Origin of the sequence: Peribacillus huizhouensis, assembly GCF_014138605.1 — a bacterium.
GTDB lineage: Bacteria > Bacillota > Bacilli > Bacillales > DSM-1321 > Peribacillus > Peribacillus huizhouensis.
Genome location: NZ_JACJHX010000013.1, coordinates 49394 through 68540 on the forward strand (window position 1 = coordinate 49394; position 19147 = coordinate 68540).

Annotated in this window: 17 protein-coding genes; 14 read left to right on the forward strand and 3 right to left on the reverse strand. The window is 33.4% G+C overall.

Translation table 11 applies throughout. From position 1 onward, the window contains the following. Window positions 1-399: 399 nt before the first annotated feature. Both HNP81_RS17370 and HNP81_RS17375 read right to left on the reverse strand, forming a co-directional pair. Window positions 400-630 (reverse strand): IS110 family transposase, encoded by a 231-nt coding sequence (locus HNP81_RS17370; protein WP_182503434.1) that lies wholly within the window; start codon window positions 628-630, stop codon window positions 400-402. Window positions 631-648: 18 nt separating this feature from the next. Beyond that, entirely contained in the window at window positions 649-813 is a 165-nt protein-coding gene (locus tag HNP81_RS17375) for a hypothetical protein (protein ID WP_182503435.1), read from the reverse strand. A 429-nt stretch (window positions 814-1242) separates the two neighbouring features. Here HNP81_RS17375 and HNP81_RS17380 point away from each other — a divergent pair, with 429 nt between their 5' ends. The 12 genes from HNP81_RS17380 to HNP81_RS17435 all read left to right on the forward strand — a co-directional run bounded on the left by HNP81_RS17380 (window position 1243) and on the right by HNP81_RS17435 (window position 15510). Continuing rightward, window positions 1243-1905 (forward strand): YesL family protein, encoded by a 663-nt coding sequence (locus HNP81_RS17380; protein ID WP_182503436.1) that lies wholly within the window; start codon window positions 1243-1245, stop codon window positions 1903-1905. A gap of 36 nt (window positions 1906-1941) precedes the next feature. Further along, on the forward strand, window positions 1942-2898 hold the full coding sequence (locus tag HNP81_RS17385) for a carbohydrate ABC transporter permease (RefSeq protein WP_084552259.1): 957 nt from the start codon (window positions 1942-1944) through the stop codon (window positions 2896-2898). Between the two features lie 71 nt (window positions 2899-2969). Beyond that, complete coding sequence (locus HNP81_RS17390) at window positions 2970-3803, forward strand: carbohydrate ABC transporter permease (RefSeq protein ID WP_028390906.1); 834 nt, start codon at window positions 2970-2972, stop codon at window positions 3801-3803. A gap of 56 nt (window positions 3804-3859) precedes the next feature. Next, the gene (locus HNP81_RS17395; RefSeq protein WP_182503437.1) at window positions 3860-5203 is read left to right on the forward strand and encodes an ABC transporter substrate-binding protein; all 1344 of its coding nucleotides are present in this window, start codon (window positions 3860-3862) and stop codon (window positions 5201-5203) included. A 570-nt stretch (window positions 5204-5773) separates the two neighbouring features. Then, window positions 5774-7579: a sensor histidine kinase gene (locus HNP81_RS17400; RefSeq protein WP_182503438.1), complete on the forward strand. Its 1806-nt coding sequence runs from the start codon at window positions 5774-5776 to the stop codon at window positions 7577-7579. Between the two features lie 5 nt (window positions 7580-7584). Then, window positions 7585-9195, forward strand: a complete 1611-nt coding sequence (locus HNP81_RS17405; RefSeq protein WP_182503439.1) for a response regulator transcription factor — start codon at window positions 7585-7587, stop codon at window positions 9193-9195. 1006 nt (window positions 9196-10201) lie between these two features. Further along, a complete protein-coding gene (locus HNP81_RS17410; RefSeq protein ID WP_182503440.1) occupies window positions 10202-11401 on the forward strand; it encodes an amidohydrolase in 1200 nt (399 codons plus the stop codon). Window positions 11402-11421: 20 nt separating this feature from the next. Next, complete coding sequence (locus tag HNP81_RS17415; protein ID WP_182503441.1) at window positions 11422-12234, forward strand: VOC family protein; 813 nt, start codon at window positions 11422-11424, stop codon at window positions 12232-12234. 150 nt (window positions 12235-12384) lie between these two features. Beyond that, window positions 12385-13377: an aliphatic sulfonate ABC transporter substrate-binding protein gene (locus tag HNP81_RS17420; protein ID WP_028390912.1), complete on the forward strand. Its 993-nt coding sequence runs from the start codon at window positions 12385-12387 to the stop codon at window positions 13375-13377. Between the two features lie 14 nt (window positions 13378-13391). Beyond that, window positions 13392-14159, forward strand: a complete 768-nt coding sequence (locus HNP81_RS17425; RefSeq protein WP_182503442.1) for an ABC transporter permease subunit — start codon at window positions 13392-13394, stop codon at window positions 14157-14159. 18 nt (window positions 14160-14177) lie between these two features. Continuing rightward, on the forward strand, window positions 14178-14933 hold the full coding sequence (locus tag HNP81_RS17430) for an ATP-binding cassette domain-containing protein (RefSeq protein WP_182503443.1): 756 nt from the start codon (window positions 14178-14180) through the stop codon (window positions 14931-14933). A gap of 301 nt (window positions 14934-15234) precedes the next feature. After that, complete coding sequence (locus tag HNP81_RS17435; RefSeq protein WP_182503444.1) at window positions 15235-15510, forward strand: hypothetical protein; 276 nt, start codon at window positions 15235-15237, stop codon at window positions 15508-15510. A gap of 390 nt (window positions 15511-15900) precedes the next feature. Here the strand turns inward: HNP81_RS17435 and HNP81_RS17440 are convergent, their stop codons facing one another. Next, entirely contained in the window at window positions 15901-16323 is a 423-nt protein-coding gene (locus HNP81_RS17440; protein WP_028390916.1) for a VOC family protein, read from the reverse strand. A 795-nt stretch (window positions 16324-17118) separates the two neighbouring features. Between HNP81_RS17440 and HNP81_RS17445 the strand changes: the two genes are divergently transcribed. Next, window positions 17119-18471: a methyl-accepting chemotaxis protein gene (locus HNP81_RS17445; RefSeq protein ID WP_182503445.1), complete on the forward strand. Its 1353-nt coding sequence runs from the start codon at window positions 17119-17121 to the stop codon at window positions 18469-18471. Between the two features lie 45 nt (window positions 18472-18516). Next, window positions 18517-18801 (forward strand): hypothetical protein, encoded by a 285-nt coding sequence (locus tag HNP81_RS17450; RefSeq protein WP_028390918.1) that lies wholly within the window; start codon window positions 18517-18519, stop codon window positions 18799-18801. Window positions 18802-19147: the final 346 nt, after the last annotated feature.

Consider the following 19147-nt stretch of genomic DNA (forward strand, 5'->3'; position numbering starts at 1 on the left):
AGTAGGAAGGAAATAATTTATTTAATAACTTACTAAAAAGAGGGTAGCTAAAAAGGCTGATCTCGCACTTACTTAATACAGTATAGCGATACATACAATTATCTTATACTGTATTAAGTAAGTGCGAATCTATTCCTTTTTTATACCCTCTTTTTAATCTGTTCAAAAAGCGATTGGACACTTAATAAAAAAACTTTTCAATTATTTTAATGTCTGCTTTTACTCTTCCATTCACCATTTGTCGAAGATGCTGTATTTCAATTTTTTCACCGTTCATGAGAGCTTCTAGAATACATCGACCGGAAACACCGAAAATGTCAGATAAAACGAAGGTCAGTTTAATATTAGCGTCTTGAAGAATTTTGTGAATGCGATTCCGTTCAGAAGTCCGGGTATGAATCAATTTTTTCGGTAACGTGTTAGATCACGTAAATTTCTAATATCTTCAGGTGGAACAAACTTGTGTTCTATAAGTCCAGCGCGTAATAGTTTGGCAAGCCACTCTACATCTTTCCCGTCGGTTTTACGTCCGGGAACATTCTTCACATGTTTAGCGTTGGCAAGCACAAGATGGAAGTCACCTTCAAGAATGTTCCATACCGGTTTCCAGTAGACTCCGGTGCTTTCCATTACGACATCGGTGATTTGTTAAGAAGATAACCAATCGTTTAATGACAAAAGTCCATGGGTTGAAGTCGAAAAGGTTTGAATTTCTTTTTTTGGTCTTTTATCCAAAGGACCATATAAAATACAAGTTACTATAGTCTCTTGGTGCACATCTAGACCTGCACACCGTTCAATCATTGCTTCCATAGAACATTCACCTCAAAATAAGATTAACAATACATGTGACAGGAGATCCGTTACAGAAATTTTTGTATACGTACTTTACGTGCATTGGTTCTTCAAGACTGTCACAACCAGTTTTGACCCGGTTAATTTGTTAATTATACTGATGTACCTTTAAGACTGTTCTCTAGGAGATTGTTGCTTTTTACCATATTGAAAGGAACGATTCAGAGTATAATTTAAAAAACTACTTTAAAAAGCATCTATAATTCAAGCACAGCTGTGATTAGACGTGTCCAGCGCTTGATACTAAAAGATTAAATTATAAATACAATATCTCTAAAAAACACTAAATGTCAAAAATTTTTCAATTAGGTAAAAAAAATATATATATAAATATTTTGAACTTTCGTACAATTATTTGTATAGTAAATTAACAAAAAAGAGGAGGAAATGATGGGATCTACTAGATTAATGAGCCATGTTAATACAGTATGTGACTGGGTAATTAGACTACTTTATCTAAATTTTCTTTGGTTTTTTTTTACAATCGTTGGTCTGGTTATAGCTGGCATATTTCCTGCTACTGTTGCTTTGTTTTCTGTACTTCAGGAAAGTTTTCAAAAAGGGGAAAATGTAAGGGTTTTCAAACGTTTTTGGAACGTGTACAAAAGGGAATTTAGGAAAGCGAATGTATTAGGAATTATAATCGTGATGATTTCTATTATTTTTTACACGGACTGGCTCTTTACCAATCAAGTTATGGGTACTTTAGGGATGATTGCAAAAGGTATTCTTCTTGGAAGTTGTTTTGTATATGGAATTACATTGTTGTATGTGATACCGGTTTACTTACATGTAAATGGCAAGTTATTTACTACAATGAAATTAGCTTTTCTGATAGGAATTACCTATCCACAATATACGTTTTTCATGTTGCTTTCCATAGTTTCTATTATGCTAGTAAGCTTCTTACTACCAATGGCTGGATATCTCTTTTTCATAAGTGGCATAGGATCTGTACTCATGTATTTTTCCATACATGTAATAAAGAAAGTAGAAGAACGACAAAAAATAACAAAACCAGGAAAATCACGTTTGATCATCCATAATTAAAATTGGGAAAATGATACTCTTGGGAGGGTGGGTTATATGAGTGTTGATGCGAAAAGTGTGATGGAAAAAAATGTTGTAAAGAATATTAAATCTATAAAAATCAATAAGAAAAGTAAAATTGAGAAAAATGAAAACTTAGCCGGGCTATTATTTGTTTCTCCCATGTTAATAGGGGTCGGAATATTAACGCTACTTCCGATTATAGCAACGTTTATTTTAAGCTTTGCGGATTGGAATTTTATCATGGGAATTACACAAATAAATTGGGTAGGACTGGATAATTTTAAAGCTTTGTTTGAAAATGAAGGATTCCTTAAATCAGTCGTGAATAATTTACTTTTCTTGTTAACGGTTCCGATAACAATGATCTTTTCATTACTTATCGCCATTGTCATTGATAAACATGTATACATGAAGAGTTATTTTAAAGTAGCCTTTTTCATGCCGTATATCTCTAGTATTGTTGCCATTGCAGTAGTTTGGCAAGTATTATTTAATCCAACAAATGGACCGATCAATCAATTTTTATTCTCGATTGGTATTGAAAATCCACCTACATGGATAGCCGATCCGAATTTCGCGCTAATTTCTGTAATGGTAATTCAAATTTGGGCATCGATTGGATTTAATATGATTCTCTTTTTAGCAGGTCTCCAGTCTATACCTAAAGAACTATATGAAGCCGCTGATATGGACGGAGCGACAGCGTGGGATAAATTTAAGAACATCATGCTTCCTGCTTTATCGCCTACAACATTCTTTCTTTTGATTACCGGAATTATTGGTACATTTAAAGTGTTTGACTTGATTGCCGTATTAACAAAAGGTGGTCCAATTAATTCAACAACTATGCTTGTATGGCACTTATATGAAAGCGCATTCGTGGATCTAAAAATCGGCTATGCTTCCGCCATTGCCGTTGTCTTATTCATTTTTGTTCTAATCATTACTTTATTACAATGGGTCGGACAGAAAAAATGGGTGAACTATTAAGAAGAAGTCTTATGAGACTTTCATTGATTCAGAAATACAATCGTTAATATGTTGCTTGGGGAGGAAGATCCATGGAGAAAAAAATCACCCTACGAAAGATTATTATTACCATAATTGCTTTTGTAGTTAGTATCGCCTTTTTATTGCCTTTCATTTGGATGTTATCAACATCATTTAAGATTGAAGCAGATGTTTTTAAATTTCCAGTTGAGTGGATTCCAACAAGATGGAATGGGATTGAAAACTTTAAAGAGGTTTGGTTAGGTCAATATCCCTTTGCACTTTATTATTGGAACTCTATTAAAGTCACTGTGATAACAACAGCGATTTCCGTAACGGTATCAGCTATGGCAGCCTACGGTTTTTCGAAAGTGAATTTCCCGGCTGGTAAGTTTCTGTTTTTAATTGTTTTGACCACTTTTATGGTACCGCAACAATCAATCTTAATTCCGCAATTTATTTTATATCGCTATTTAGGACTATTTGATAGCCATTTCGGCTTGATTCTTTTAGGTAGCTTTAGCGTCCTAGGAACATTTATGTTAAGACAGTTTTTTATGGGAATTCATTCGGACTATATTGACGCTGCAAAAATAGATGGTGCTGGCCACTTTAGAATTTTTTGGTCGATTGCTTTGCCGATTGTAAGACCAGCTATTGCAACGTACGCAATTTTACGTTTTATTTGGACTTGGAATGATTATCAAAATCCACTCATCTTCTTACGTACAGATGGATTATATACTCTTCAGCTAGCTATGCAAAAATTTACATCATTAAATGGCGAATTCTATTCCTTAATTATGGCAGCAGCGGTATCAGCAATACTTCCTCTCGTAATTGTCTTTATTATTGGTCAAAAGCAAGTTATTGAAGGGATTGCTATGGGGGGAGTAAAAGGATAATTGGTTTCACAGAAAGAAAATATAAAAAATTAAACGAATACAGGGGGGAACGAACAATGAAGAGATTCTTAATGCTAGTTTTGGGTCTTAGTTTAGTTATTGGGATCGTAGCTGGTTGTAGCCAAAAGCAATCCACAAGTTCAAATGGTAAAGAAGCAGGACCAGAAACGATTAAATTTTATACACATGGAACTGAAGATGGGTATGCATGGAAGAGAACAATCAGTGCTTTTGAAGAAAAATACCCAGATATTAAAGTTGATGTTGTTCAATTAAGTGAGAAACAGGATTCACAAGAGGCGCTAAAAAAGATTGATTTAGCTGCAGCGTCTGGCGAAGAGATGGATGTCATTATGTTTACAAATGCTGCAAATTATGCCCAGCGTGTTAATTTAGGCATGTTAGAACCGATTGATAGTTATATCGAAAAAGATGGATTTAAAATGGAAGACGAATATAAAGTGGATACGAGTATTAACGGTAAATATTACGGAGTGCCGGGAAAATTTGTTTCGTGGTATGTCCTATTAAATAAAGATCGGTTAGATGCTGCTGGACTTGAAGTGCCAAAGAGTTGGACTTGGGATGAGTTTATGGAATATGCTAAAAAGTTGTCTTCTAAAGGTCACTATGCTACTTATTTTCATGGTCCATGGGATGGAGCTTGGATCAACTATATGAGCTTGCGACTACAGTCTCAAGAAAAAGATGCTGGTTTCTTAAAAACAGATGGAACTTCAAATATGGACAATCCATTGTATAAAGAATCGTTAGCGATGCGCTTAAAAATGGAGAAAGAAGATAAAACAGCTGTGCCATATTCTTCAATGATTTCACAAAAAATGAATTATCGTGATCAATTTTTTACACAAGCAGTAGATATGATAATTACGGGTACTTATATGACAGCAGAACTTGGTGGTTCAGAGCGCTTTCCGGCTGAGTTCAATGTTGCAGTAGCACCGTTTCCACAAAATAAAATTGACGAAAAAGGATCGTATTCAGTCGGTGAAGGTGATATTCTAGGTATATCCGCTAATTCCAAACATAAAGATGCTGCATACAAATTTATTAGATGGTATTCAACTGAAGGACAAGAAGCACAAGGACTAAATATTCCTTCATGGACTAAAGTGTCAGATGAGCAAATTGTAGAATTGATTAATAAAACTTTGGGTGAAGCAAAGAATCCAGAAAAAGTTGATAAAGATTCATTAATTCATTCGATTCAAACAATTATTACAGCAAAAGCTGGTAAGCCAGTATCATACCAATCTGAAATTGATCAAGCTTTATCAGCGGAATTTGAAAAATTAATTCTTGATAGACAAAATCTTGATGAAACAGTGGCAAACTCGAAAAAAATCGTACAAGATATTTTAGATAAAAATAAAAAGTAATTTAAATTTTGTTTTTCAGTTACATCGAATAAAAAAGCTAGATTAAATCTGAACTAGTTGAATCATTTTCCGCCTTAGCTGACTATTTAAATAGCCAGTTAAGGCTTTTTTTGTTGGTGTTATCAAGGACAGTTACATAGAGGACAATCCGCCGTAAATAGCCGTAATGTTTCTGTTTCCAAATAGTGGGAGTAAAGAATACTAGATGACAAGAAATTTCCCGAATTATAAAAGAGTTTTCTTGGAAGATATGATAATGATAAAATAGATAAAAGTAATTAAACTGATGAATTTTGTATTTATTTCCATTATATCCCTATTAAAAAGAGAACCCCAAAGATGAAGACAATGCGCTGTCTTCATTCAATTCTATTTCAGATATTGTTCAATTATACTTTTTGAATGGTTATGTTAAACAATATTGTTCATCAAGCGTTTCGTGGAGGTCGGGGCTAGAATGAGAGTCAAAATCAAACGCATCAAATAACATAGCCTTTTGAATAATAAATTTACCTTAGTACATCCAGCTTTTATTAGTCAAGAATTGTTGACTGTTATGGAGGTTTTGGCATGAAGACAAGAATAAACCAAATTGTATCATCCTTCTCATTTCGTGATAAAGTGCTTTTGCTAACCATAACTTGTCTAATATTACCGGCAATATGCACATTCTCAATCTATAATTATTTAACGAAAGATGCTGTGGAAGAACAAGCCATTATTAGCGCAAAAAATGAATTGAAACTAACAGACGAATACTTAAAGAAAATCTTTGAAGATATGTTATACACCCTAAATTTTATTCAATTAGACACAGAACTGAACACCATTTTTAGAAATCCTAAATTGAATACGGATGATTTAGAGCATGATAGTCTATATATAAATTTTATTAATGATAAAAAAGTGAATAGAATTTTGGAAACCCTTACTTTGAGAGATCAAAGTATATTTATCACGATTATACTTAATAATGGGAAATTTTATTCGAACTATTCATTTAATGAATATAGTCCGGAACTTGTAAGAAATGAGTCGTGGTTTAAAAAATTAAGCCAACTAACAGGATATCGTTCAATTTGGCTGGAGCCACATACAACGATGTTCGCATCTGAAAAACTAAAAAGTCCTGATTCAATATCTGTAGCAAGAGTATTACAAGATAGCATAACAGGAGTGTATGGATATGCGATCATTACGACTACTGTAGATAGAATTAGCGAGATATTGAAAAGTGAAAACAGCGATAATCACATTTTACTAATGAATGATACGAATCTACTAATTGGTACTAATCAAGATTTAGATAAAATGTTATCGACACACGTGAGAAGTAAAGAATATTTTAAAAATGAAACGATTATTCGGATCGAAGGTCAAGATTATTTGATCAATACTCGTGATCTTTCAATAACGGATTGGAAATTAATTTCACTAATCCCTTATGAAAAAGCCACGTTTCGAGTTAATGCAATTTTCAATAAAATCTTTATCGTTCAAACAATTGCATTCCTATTATTTTTATTTTTACTTACATTTATATTAAGTAAGATATTAAATCGGTTAGTTGATTTAAGGAATTTCGCGACAAATGTGCAAAGTGGTGATTTGTCTGTACGCTCATCTTTAACAGGAAATGATGAAATCGCCACTCTTTCCACCTCTTTCAACCTCATGTTAGATAAAGTGAGGGAAATGATTGAAGAAAATACAATCATCCAATCAAGAAAAAGGCAAGCGGAATTAGAAATGTTACAGGCGCAAATCAATCCACACTTTTTATTTAATGTCTTAAATTCTATCCGAATGAAAGTATTGATGAAGCGTGATCATGAAAGTGCTAAAATGATCAGCTCGTTGTCAAAGCTATTACGAATGACGATAGATAAAAACAAAGGGATGATCACTTTTCAAGAAGAGTTAGAGATTAATCGAGATTATATTCGCTTAATGAATATGCGCCAAAAACATGAAATTGGCTTGGAAATAAATGTTTGTAAAGAAACGCATCACATAAAATTACCGCGCTTAGTATTACAGCCAATCATTGAAAATGCCATTATTCATGGGTTGAACGGACAAGGGGGGGTTATTGAGATAGAAGCATTATTTCATAATCATACATTGAAAATTGTAATAGAAGATTCAGGGGGAGGAATAGAGGATGAGCATCTTTTAAAACTTAATGAAAATTTAAAGCATGAAGATTTAGGCTCTACCGAAGACAGTGAAATAAATGGTTTTTCAAGTATTGGTCTATCAAATGTTTATGAAAGAATGAAATTGACATTTGGTGAGAACTTTATCATGCATGTACAAAGTGAACTGAATAAGGGGACCAAAGTAACTATGGTAATTCCTATTCAGGAGGAGTGAATAGGATGTATAAAGTGATGTTAGTAGATGACGATTATCCAGTATTAGAGTATCTTTCAAAAATGATTGATTGGAGTGAACTTGGTTTAACTTTACAAAGTGTACATATAAATGGCATGAGTGCGTTAATAGAAGCGGAGACGAGCATGCCAGATATCCTAATAACAGATATTGGAATGCCGAAAATGGATGGCATTAATCTTACAAAAAAGTTAAAAGAAAAAAACTCATCTTTAATAGTTGCTATTCTTTCATGTCATAATGAATTTGAATTTGTACAATCAGCATTAAAATTAAAGGTACAAGAGTACATTTTAAAGGATAGATTAGATCTTGATCAAGTCGTACAATTATTACGTCAATTCAAACATACATTGGATGTTGAGCAAAATAATAAGAAAAGTCAATTGCAAATGGCCCATACCCTTGAAAGAAATAAAGCAATGATGATAGAGAAACTATTAAATAAAACGATCTATCAGCCACTTCATTATGAAAAAGATTGGTCAAAAGAGGCTGAATTATTTGGTATCAAAAGAAACCAGAAATACATCATTATATTATGTGTAGTCGATGCTTACCAATCATTGCTTAATCAGTTCCGTTCAAAGGCTCTGATGAACTTTCTATTTTATAATGTCATAACAGAAATGATGGATAAAGAAGAATTAAAAGGTGTGTACGGACATTTTGACAAGGAGAATTCCTATTTATTTATTCCAGATCACGATATATGTGAAGAAGATACTTATAAGATTAAAAAAGTCATTGAAAAGATCCAATGTATATTTTATGAAACATTTGGAATATCTATATCGTTTATTATCGGTAAAGGTGCTACATTACCAATTGAAATTAAGAATCAAATGATTAAACTAATGGAGTCTAAAGTTCAAAAATTTTATCTGAAACCAAAGAGTATAGTGAACTTACAAGAATTACCTATATCACAAGAAAATATTTTTAGTTGGTATAATGAAGCATCTAGGGAATTCAAAGAAACCATCGTGCTAAATAATGTGGAAATGGAACAAAAAGTAGCAATGATAAAAAAATGGATCCAATTTATTATAGACCATCAATTTTCACCAGACTCGGTTAAAGACTGGATGTTGAAGATATTACTTGATATTAAAGTAAAAATTCAAGCGTTGACAAATTTTAAATTGTATGGAGTACCTGAAAATCTATATGATACGATTTCACAAATCAACGGAATTTTTGAAATGGAAAATTGGCTAATCGAGTTCTTTAATAAAAGTAGTAATCAAGCAATCTATGAATCAATATCAAACGTAGAAATTGCAAATGCTTGCAGGTACATTTCTGAAAATATTCATAGGAAAATAACACAGGATGAAGTAGCGAGTTACTTACACCTTAATTCTAGTTATTTTAGCCGCTTGTTTAAAAAAGAAGTAGGGGAAAATTTCGTTAAGTACATTGTAAATTTGAAAATGAAACGTGCGAAAGAATTATTGGATCAAACGAATTATACAGTAATCGAAATTAGTGAACTGTTGGGTTATGAAAATCAGAGTTATTTTAACAAAACTTTTAAAGCGTTTGCAGGGATTGCTCCTATAGAATATAGAAAGGGAGATTATGCAAAATAGGACATGGGGTTAAAACGGCTACCTTTTACCATGAAGGGGTCATTCTGTAGCAGGCTACATTCACCTAATCACAATGATGGCGGTTGGAGACCGGATTTTGCAGTAATTTCTTAAAAAGTACATATATTTTCTAAATAGTTTGGCTAGAAACTTCTGATCTACGAACTGGATAAGGACAAGTTGCAAGACTAGATTGATTGGTATGTCTGAGATTTCTAACAGCTTTTAAGTTGTAAGGAAATGGGACAGGCGCAGAAAATTTAATGCAGCAATCCACTTTCATCAGGTGATACTGTTTGAGATCCAGGACCATTTTCAACGAATGAATCAGGTCTTGTTCGTCAATGGCTAGATACAGTCAAAGCGATCGCAGAAGATCAGGAACTTCCTGAACCGATTATCAAAACAAGAAACCTAGAAAAATATGAACTTTCATATAAAGCAATTGGCCTTCATCTTTTATTTTTATATCGTTTAGATAAAAGGACAGAAGGTATTTATTAGGAACGTGTCCTTGAAGAAATCAGCGATGGTGTACTGGATCATTTAAAAGATGAAGTAATCAATTATCAAAAAAATGCAAGCGTTGCGGCAAAAAACTGCCTGACGACTTAAAATTTCCAATTTGTGAATCTTGTTACCAAAATGGGAAAAGAAGAATATTCCGATCTAATAATCGTCGGTAGTAATATAGATTTAGACTTAAAGTCTGGATTCTCAATATAGTTAGGAGATATCTTTTTATCAGATTAATTTACATAGATTATTCAGCTAAAACCACTAATTGGAGAATGAAATAACCTTCAGTAGGAAATAAAAGCCTCACTGATGGTTATTTTATTTTTTTTAAATATTTAATGAAAGTTGTGCGCAATAGTATAAAAAATTTTATTAAGAATGAATTTTGGTTGTTGAATTTTCAGAAACAAATGACTATAATAAAATATATTATTCCGATTGATTTACATTGGATAAACAATTGTTATGAATGGAAGGGGGCAGAAGCATGCGAGGAATCATACATAATAGTGAAATTTTAGCATCTATATATAGTGATCTTGATAATAGCTTCGAGCAAATTAAGAACTGGAGAAGATATTTGCACCAACATCCTGAACTTTCTTTTCAAGAAATACAGACTGCTGAATTTATTGCTGAAACTTTGAAAAGCTTTGGTCTAGAAGTTAGGACGCAAGTTGGTGGGAATGGAGTTATTGGGATATTACAAGGAGAAAAAGAGGGGAAAACGATTGCATTAAGAGCTGATTTCGATGCCCTTCCAATTTTGGATGAGAAGGACGTCGTGTTCAAATCACTTAATCCGGGCGTTATGCATGCGTGTGGTCATGATGGTCATACATCCGCTTTATTAGGTGTAGCCCAAACATTAAATAAATTTCGCCATAACATAAATGGGAAAATTTTGTTTGTTTTTCAACATGCTGAAGAACTTCCACCTGGTGGTGCGCAAGCAATGGTTGCTGAAGGAATTTTAGATGAAGTAGACTATGTATTTGCAGCTCATTTGGCAACAGAACTTCCTTTAGGAAAAATCGCTGTAGGCGAAGGTTATAAAATGGCAGCGGTTGATAAATTTGCAATTACGATACAAGGAAAAGGGGGCCACGGGGCAAAACCGGAAGAGTCCATTGATTCGATTGTAATTGGGAGTGAAATCGTTAGTTCCTTACAAAAAATCGTAAGTCGAAGAATTAGTCCTTTACAATCAGCAGTTGTGACGATAGGCGTTTTTCAAGCGGGAACAGCGTTTAATATTATCGCTGATTCTTGTAAATTAGAAGGGACAGTACGTACATTTAATCGTCAAGTAAGAGACCAGGTTGAAAGTGAGATCAATGCGATAGTTAACGGAATTACATCTGGTTTTCATGCTACTTCTAAAATCGATTATCTAAGAGGTTATCCTGCTTTATATAATCACAAGGTGGAATCTGAAACAGTAAGGGAAATTTTATCTGAAACCTTTTCAAATGATGCAGTAATTGAATTAGAGACGTCTATGGGAGCAGAAGATTTTTCTTATTTTTTACAAGAAAAACCGGGGACATATTTCAAAGTTGGTGCTCGAACGGATGAAGAGTACACACAATTCCCACATCATCATCCACGTTTTGATTTTGATGAAAGAGCATTGTTAATGATTGAAAAGAGTTTCGTGAAAATTATTTCGCATTATTTATTTTAGTAAGAGAAGGAGGAGACGTCATGGCGTTTATTTTTGACCACTTAGTTCATTTTGTTGAAGATCCGAAAGTAGCAATTGAAGAATTAGAATCTTATGGGATCCATGCAGTTGAAGGTGGGGTACATGAAAAGCGAGGAACATACAATACTCTTAGTTATTTTGATTTAAGTTATATAGAGTTTCTTGGTACATATGATCGAACTTTAGTTGAACAAACGGAGCATCTTCCAAATAGCCTGCAGGAGACAATCGTTTTAGACCGATTTGCAGAAGGGTTCTCTCGGTTTGCAGTACGGACTACAAATATAAATAAAGATGCAGAAAAATTTCGTGAAAAAGGATTGAAGGTCAATGGCCCTGTTCCTTATAGTAGAAAAAGACCTGATGGCAGTTTAATAGAGTGGCAATTATTATTTGTAGGAGATGATCAGAACGAATTACAATTACCGTTTATCATTCAATGGCATGATAGTGATGAGGTAAGACGAAATGAACAAATTAAAAAAGGGGTAATTGTAGAACACCCAGCTGGGATTGCTTTTTCCCACGTCATGTTTGCCGTTAAAGATGTAGATTATGCGATTGAAAAATGGTCGAATTTATTAGAGTTGAAAGCTGGCGATGTTTATATCGATGATAAACTGCAAGCTAAATGTCAAACATTAGAACTTGAAGGCGGTAATTTAGTGTTCTGTAGTCCGATAGGTGATGGGATTGTTTCTGAAACATTAGAGAAAAGAGGCGAAAAGCCATTTCAAGTAAACTTTTCAGGTGGAAGCAGTAATCTAACCTTTGAGTTATTAGGTGGAGTATATAACATTATCAATTCATAAAAATAGCTATATTGCTAATATGATAGGAATGTTGGTTACAGTGTAGCTAATCACTTCTTATTAGGGACTGTTGAGCATTTCAATTGAAATATTTCTTTAACTATAAAACCAAGTAAACAGATATAAATAAATAGTATAGGAGTTTAGAAAATGAAAATTAAAAGAAATTTGTTTTCCTTCATTAGTTTGATGATCGTATTGGCTGTCGCGTTAGCTGGCTGTGGTTCTTCACCTAATTCTGATAAAACTTCAGGACAAAACGAAAATGGTAGCTCAGATAAAATAATTCGTATGGGCTACCAAAAAGGAAATACGATCAATATATTAAAAGAAAGTGGCATATTAGAGGAAAAATTGAAAGAAAAAGGCTATACAGTTGAATGGAAAGAATTTGTCCATGGAAATGCAGTAGTAGAGGGACTCGTTACAAAAAATATTGATTTTGGTCATGCAGCTGATGGAGCAGGTATTTATGCTCAAGCAGGTAATAAACCATTGGTTTATGTTGGGGCTGATTTACCGAACCCTGAAGGTGTTGGTGTATTAGTTCACAAAGATTCTGGTCTTACATCGATCAAAGATTTAAAAGGCAAAAAGATTGGTGTATTACAAGGTGGAAACCATCATTATTTAGCAGTTCTTGCCCTAGAAGAGGCAGGGATCAGTGCTGAGGATGTGGAGTGGGTGTACTTAAATGATGCAGCTCAAGGTCGTACAGCATTTGAAACGAATAAAATTGACGTACTTGCTTCATACGATCCATTTTTAGCGGGGACGGAAATAGACTTAGAAACGATTAATTTGACAGAAGGAAAAGATTACGGTTATCCAAATCGAACATTTTATTATACGAACGAAGAGTTCAATCAAGAACATCCTGAATTAGTAGAGCTAATCTTAGCAGCGACAGATGAATCTGATAAATGGGCTAATGAAAATAAACCAGAAGTAGTGAAGTTAGTATCTAAAATGTTAGGAATTGATGAAGCTATTATCGCTAAGGCTATAGAACGTCGTGAATATGGTGTCAATAAAATAAATGAAGAAATTATTGCTGCCCAACAAAAACAAGCAGATGTTTACTATGAACTTGGTTTAATTCCAGCAAAAATAGATGTTGCTGAATATATGCCGATTAATTAAGCTAGGAGAATATAATGAATAAAAAAATGGTACTCAAGATTATCCCATGGATTATCCCAATTGGAACAATTCTCATATGGCAACTTATTGCCTCGAATGAATGGATATCGACTCGACTTGTACCAGCACCTTTTACCGTATTAACGAGTTTTTATCAATTAGTCATGTCGGGTGAATTATTTTATCATATGGAAATGAGCTTAACGAGAGCTCTCATAGGATTGCTCATTGGTGGGGGTATAGGTTTTATACTTGGGATTGCAAATGGTCTGTCTAAATTTTCATACTTGTTTACAGATACATCTTTACAAATGATTCGAAATATACCGAACTTAGCGCTTATGCCGCTTGTCATCATTTGGTTCGGCATTGATGAAGGGGCAAAAATCTTTCTAGTTGCTATTGGTGTAATGTTCCCCATTTATATTAATACACTTCATGGTATTAAAAATATTGATGCTGGGTTTATTGAAATGGGAAAAATGTACGGATTGAAAGGGTGGGCATTATTTAAAGAAATCTTATTACCAGGGGCATTACCATCTATTTTCGTTGGCTTGCGCTATGCTTTAGGTATAATGTGGATTACTTTAATTGTCGCTGAAACGATAGCTACCTCAAGAGGTGTTGGATACTTAGCTATGACCGCTCAACAATTTATGCAGTCAGACATTATCCTAATTACGATTATCTTATATGCCGTATTCGGAAAAGTAGCCGATTTAATTGCTCAATGGGGAGAAAGAAAAGCACTGCGATGGCATAAAAGCTACATTAAGTAATGTCTGGAGGGATCAATTATGGGTGTGCCATCTTTAGCAGAGAGATCTACACATCAAAAAAAGGCTGTACAAATTCTTCTACAGCAGATTGATAAATCATTTGGAGATAAAACGGTATTAAAAAATCTTAATTTAGAAATTGAATCAGGAGAATTTGTTGTCATCGTTGGTAAAAGTGGAAGTGGAAAAAGTACTCTTTTACGTTTAGTGGCTGGTTTAGAGGAACCAACATCAGGACAAATTACCTTTAATGATCAATCGATTAAAGACTCTAAATTAAGCGCTACTATGATGTATCAAGATTCTCGTCTTTTACCTTGGAAAACAGTTATAAATAATGTAGGTTTAGGGTTAAAAGGGGACTGGAAGGAAAAAGCAGAAAAAACATTAGATTTGGTTGGCTTGTATTCTTTTAAAGATCAATGGCCATCGACGCTGTCTGGTGGACAACAGCAGCGGGTTGCACTTGCTAGAGCATTAGTGCACAAGCCATCCCTATTATTATTGGATGAACCATTAAGTGCATTAGATGCGCTAACTCGCATGGATATGCAAAATTTAATAGAAAAGCTTTGGCTAAATCAAGGTTTTACAGCATTACTCGTCACACATGATGTTCGTGAAGCTGTGAAATTAGCAGATCGAATTATCTTAATTGAGGATGGAGATATCACTTTAAATATCAAAAATACAGTAAAGAGACCGCGTGATTTTTCTGATGTGATGTTAGCGCAAATGGAGAAGAAGATTCTTGAGAAAATTATGGAATCGTAAAATGGAACTTTGAATCATATGGTCTGTTAAAGAAGAGAGCAAACATTGCTCTCTTTTTTATAGTTTTTCTAACAGGTCTATGGTCAAAGAAAGAAAGGTCGTCCCCGTTACGAATAATGTTCTCTCTGTTGTAAAACAGTACCACGTTTGCAACTCCATCTCTTTCATGCAAATCTATATGTATCTGCCCACTTCCATGTGAACGATACTCCAATAGACAAATAAATAGCTCCATAATTCACGCACAATTTTGTCATGCACCTAATCTTTTGTTATCTTATAAATATAGGAGATGATTTATTTGAAAATTACAGCGATTAATGCAGCGAATATTGATGAGTTATGTATCGCATTTGAAGGATGCCTTATAGAACATGATATATCATTTACATATACTGATATGATAGAAGAAAACGGCATTATATCGTTTATTTTTTGTAACGATCTTGAGAAGGCTAGATCTGTAGAATTTGATGGACAGCATTGTATTGGTTTGGACTCAGATTACATTGCTAAGGAAGTATTGGAGCCCGTTCTTCCAAGATTAAAGGCTTACGCAAGAGTAAAACCGTTTTAATCAGTTATTTGATTTCTAACAAATTACCACAGAGTATTTTCGTAGTTGTAATTTATAAATACCTTGTTAAAGAAACAGGGGCGATATGAAAGGTTTTATGAAATTAATTATAGGAGTGTTATTCTCTTTTTCATTAACAGGTTGCTTAGGAGAAGATTATGATTTTACTCCTCCTACTGTTACACTTTTGAATACTGATTCAACATTCAAAGACGTAATAGAAGAAAATTGAAGGAAATTCTTGTACATGGTAAATACAGCAACTTATAATTTTACAAAAAAGGAAATAAGACTATTCCATTAGGAGAAAAGTCTTATTTCCTTTTTTTCATGGGAGTAAAACCTCCGCTGTTTGAAGTTTCATTTTATATCTTGGTTTTTTTAATAAAATTACATTTCACTGATTCCAAAGTTGAATTGCCAACCAATGCCAAATTTGTCTGTTAATTGGCCGTAGCATTTACTCCAAAATGTTTCTTGAAGTTCCATACCAACGGTGCCGCCCTCTTTTAGTTTATCAAATTGAGATTTAATTTCATCGATGTTCTCGCTTACTATTGAGAGACTAATGTTGTTACCTTCAATAAAAGGCATACCAGGAAAAACATCAGAAAACATAACATTACTACCACTAATGTTAAGGCGTGTATGCATGATTAAATTTTTTGCTTCTTCTGGAAGAGGATATTCTGGATTAGGCGGCATCTCTCCAAAAGTCATAATTTTGGGATTTTCTGTTTCAAAAACCTGTGCGTAGAATTCTACCGCTTCACGACAGTTTCCATTAAAATTAAGATAAACATCAACAGACATTTCCTTCACTCCTAAATGTTTACTTGTTAATCACTGAAAAATGATTACATTTTATATTGTATCATTTACCAGTTCAATAGCAAAAATACTTACCCAGAAAAAATCGCTTTTCCAATGTTGATTAAAGCAGCGATTCCTGGAGTACTGGCCGGTGTGTTAAATATTCAAGGAATATCTTATAGTGCTGGTTTCGGTTTATCTGGCCCGTAATTTATATCAAATAGCTGAAGGTGGATGGACATCTAAAAATGTTTCAAATTATGCTAAGCGAATTCTTTATCCTGCCGATTGTATTGAATCTTGGTCTGATTTATGTTTTTTCTAGAAAAAAATGATTAAAGTGGAAGATTATCAACTACATTTTGGTTATCACACAAACGATCCACAAATTGAATAGTTAATAGCTGTTTATGGTGTTTTTTATTGGGAACGTGTAAAGTATAGTAAACAAATTTGAATTAATAATTTCTACTATATTAGAGATCTATGTGAAAAATAGTCATCATCTCATAAATCGAAATTTTAAAAAAACTACTAGAAGTAGGATGTCGAAATATGTATAATTAAGTCTTACTAATGATTTTGTGTTCGTTATAAAGATAAATGGATAATCAAAGTACAAAATGGAAGATGTTATCAAAGAGTCTGGTCTTCTCATTAAGAGGAGGCTTTACATACATATATACTTTTGCTCTTGGTGCTTGACTAATTCAATAAGATATACTGTAAATGGTGGGATAATAAGAAGTTTTTTTAATAATTAGTGGTAGCGATTACATCGATTTGGGGGAAATTATGTTTAAATTTAGCAAAAATAAAGAACTTGCTCAGGGGAATTATTCCGAAAATCAATTGATTGTTGAATTAGAAAGAATTTACGAAATGAATGCAAACTATGAATTATCTGGTGATGCATACTTACAAGGGAATAATGAAGTAGAAATCATGATTAATAAAATACTAGAATTAAAAAATACTCAAGTTAGAGAACAGTTTTTACTAAATAGTGAATTGATTGAATTTGTTACTCAAATGGACTATGTGAAAGATATGGTAGACCATATTTCTATTCAAAAAGAATCCGTGGAGGAGGTAGCAGCTAGTAGTGAAGAAATGAGTCATGCGATTGAAGAAGTAGCAAATCATGTTCAAACTTCATTAATCACAACTAAAGAAGCGGTTTCGATCTCAACAAATTCTCTTGAAACGATTAATCAATCATTTACATATATTAATGAATCTTTCGAACAAATTAATCAAGTACAGGATAAAATGCAACTTGTAGTAGAAGACACAAAAGAGATTGATACAGTTGTTAATATAATTAATGATGTAGCAGAACGAACAAATCTCTTATCTTTAAACGCAAGTATTGAAGCAGCTAGATCAGGAGAAGCAGGTAGAGGTTTTGCGGTAGTTGCAAATGAAATTAAAAAATTAGCGGAAAATACGAAAAATTCCGCGAATTATATAAAAGAAATGGTAAAGAAGCTAAGAACAGAAATTGGTGTTTCCGAACAAGCAATTTCTGAAGCCGTCGGTGTATTTTCAAAAGGGAAAGATCATATTAATCAAGCGGTAGAATCTATGGATAAGATGGAAGTGTCATTAGAGGGAATTAGTTCAGTCTTTGAAAATATATCAGCCAATGTAGAGGAACAATCTGCTACTACTCAAGAGGTCACAGCAAGATTAAGTGAAATTAATCATCAGACTCAAATGCTTAGTGACATATGTATGAGAACAGGCCAGGGTATTTATACAATTAGTACGATGGCAGAAAACCTGAGAAACACAGCACTTCCTTATTTTAAGGATTTTAAGGGAAATCAACATTTTAAACCTGTTGCGGCCGAACATCTCTTATGGAAATGGAAAGCTTATAATGCAGTATGTGGTTTTGTAAAACTTGATGAAAATAGTATAGGGGATCATACTTCGTGTACACTTGGAAAACACTTAGAAAATACGAAACAATCTAATCCTTTTGATGATATGGTCGTCAAAATGTATGAACCGCATAAAAAAGTACATACTCTTTCAAAAGAAGTAATTCGTGCAGTAAATAGTGGGAATAGAACTAATATTGCAAGTTATTTAAGAGAGCTAGATGAAGCCACAGGCGAATTAATGAATGGTTTGAAATAATAAAGATTTAAGTGGTATATCATTTATAGTAGAAGGAGAACAAATATGGAATACAATGAAAAAGAATATGAAATATTAATTGAAAAAGCCATCGAGTTTACCCCAATTTGGTTGAAACAGGATATTGAAAGCATTATACAAAAAAAAGATGAGACAACTAGAATAAGTTATGTCATTAGCGAGCTTTATAAAAAATATACGTTTAATGCTACACATATTTTAGCTGCTATGGGGCAAAATCCAGAATGGACAGTTGTTTCTCGTGAAAGATTGAATTTTATTGATAATAATATCGACTTAATCCAAGCAATGTTAAAGAGAATTTGGTAAATAACGAATGAAGAACTAAAGAGGGTGTCCATAAAAGGGGGACTTCATACTCCTATATATCGTTTATCGTGTGATGTATACATCGTATAAACGATATATAGAAGAGATGAGGTCTGACTCTTTCATATTGGACATCCTCTTTAATTTTTATTGAGATATCGCAAACCAAGAGTAGTTAAAAAGGTAGTGGGAAGGGAAATAATAATCTCTGCTTACTTAGGTTGTCATCTATTCTGGATGATCATTGTTGAATTTTCAATATTATGAATGTATTTCTTAAGACTTTCCGATTGCGTTTATGTATTCAGAGTCTAGAGCTAATATAAATGGGTGATAAGAATCTCTA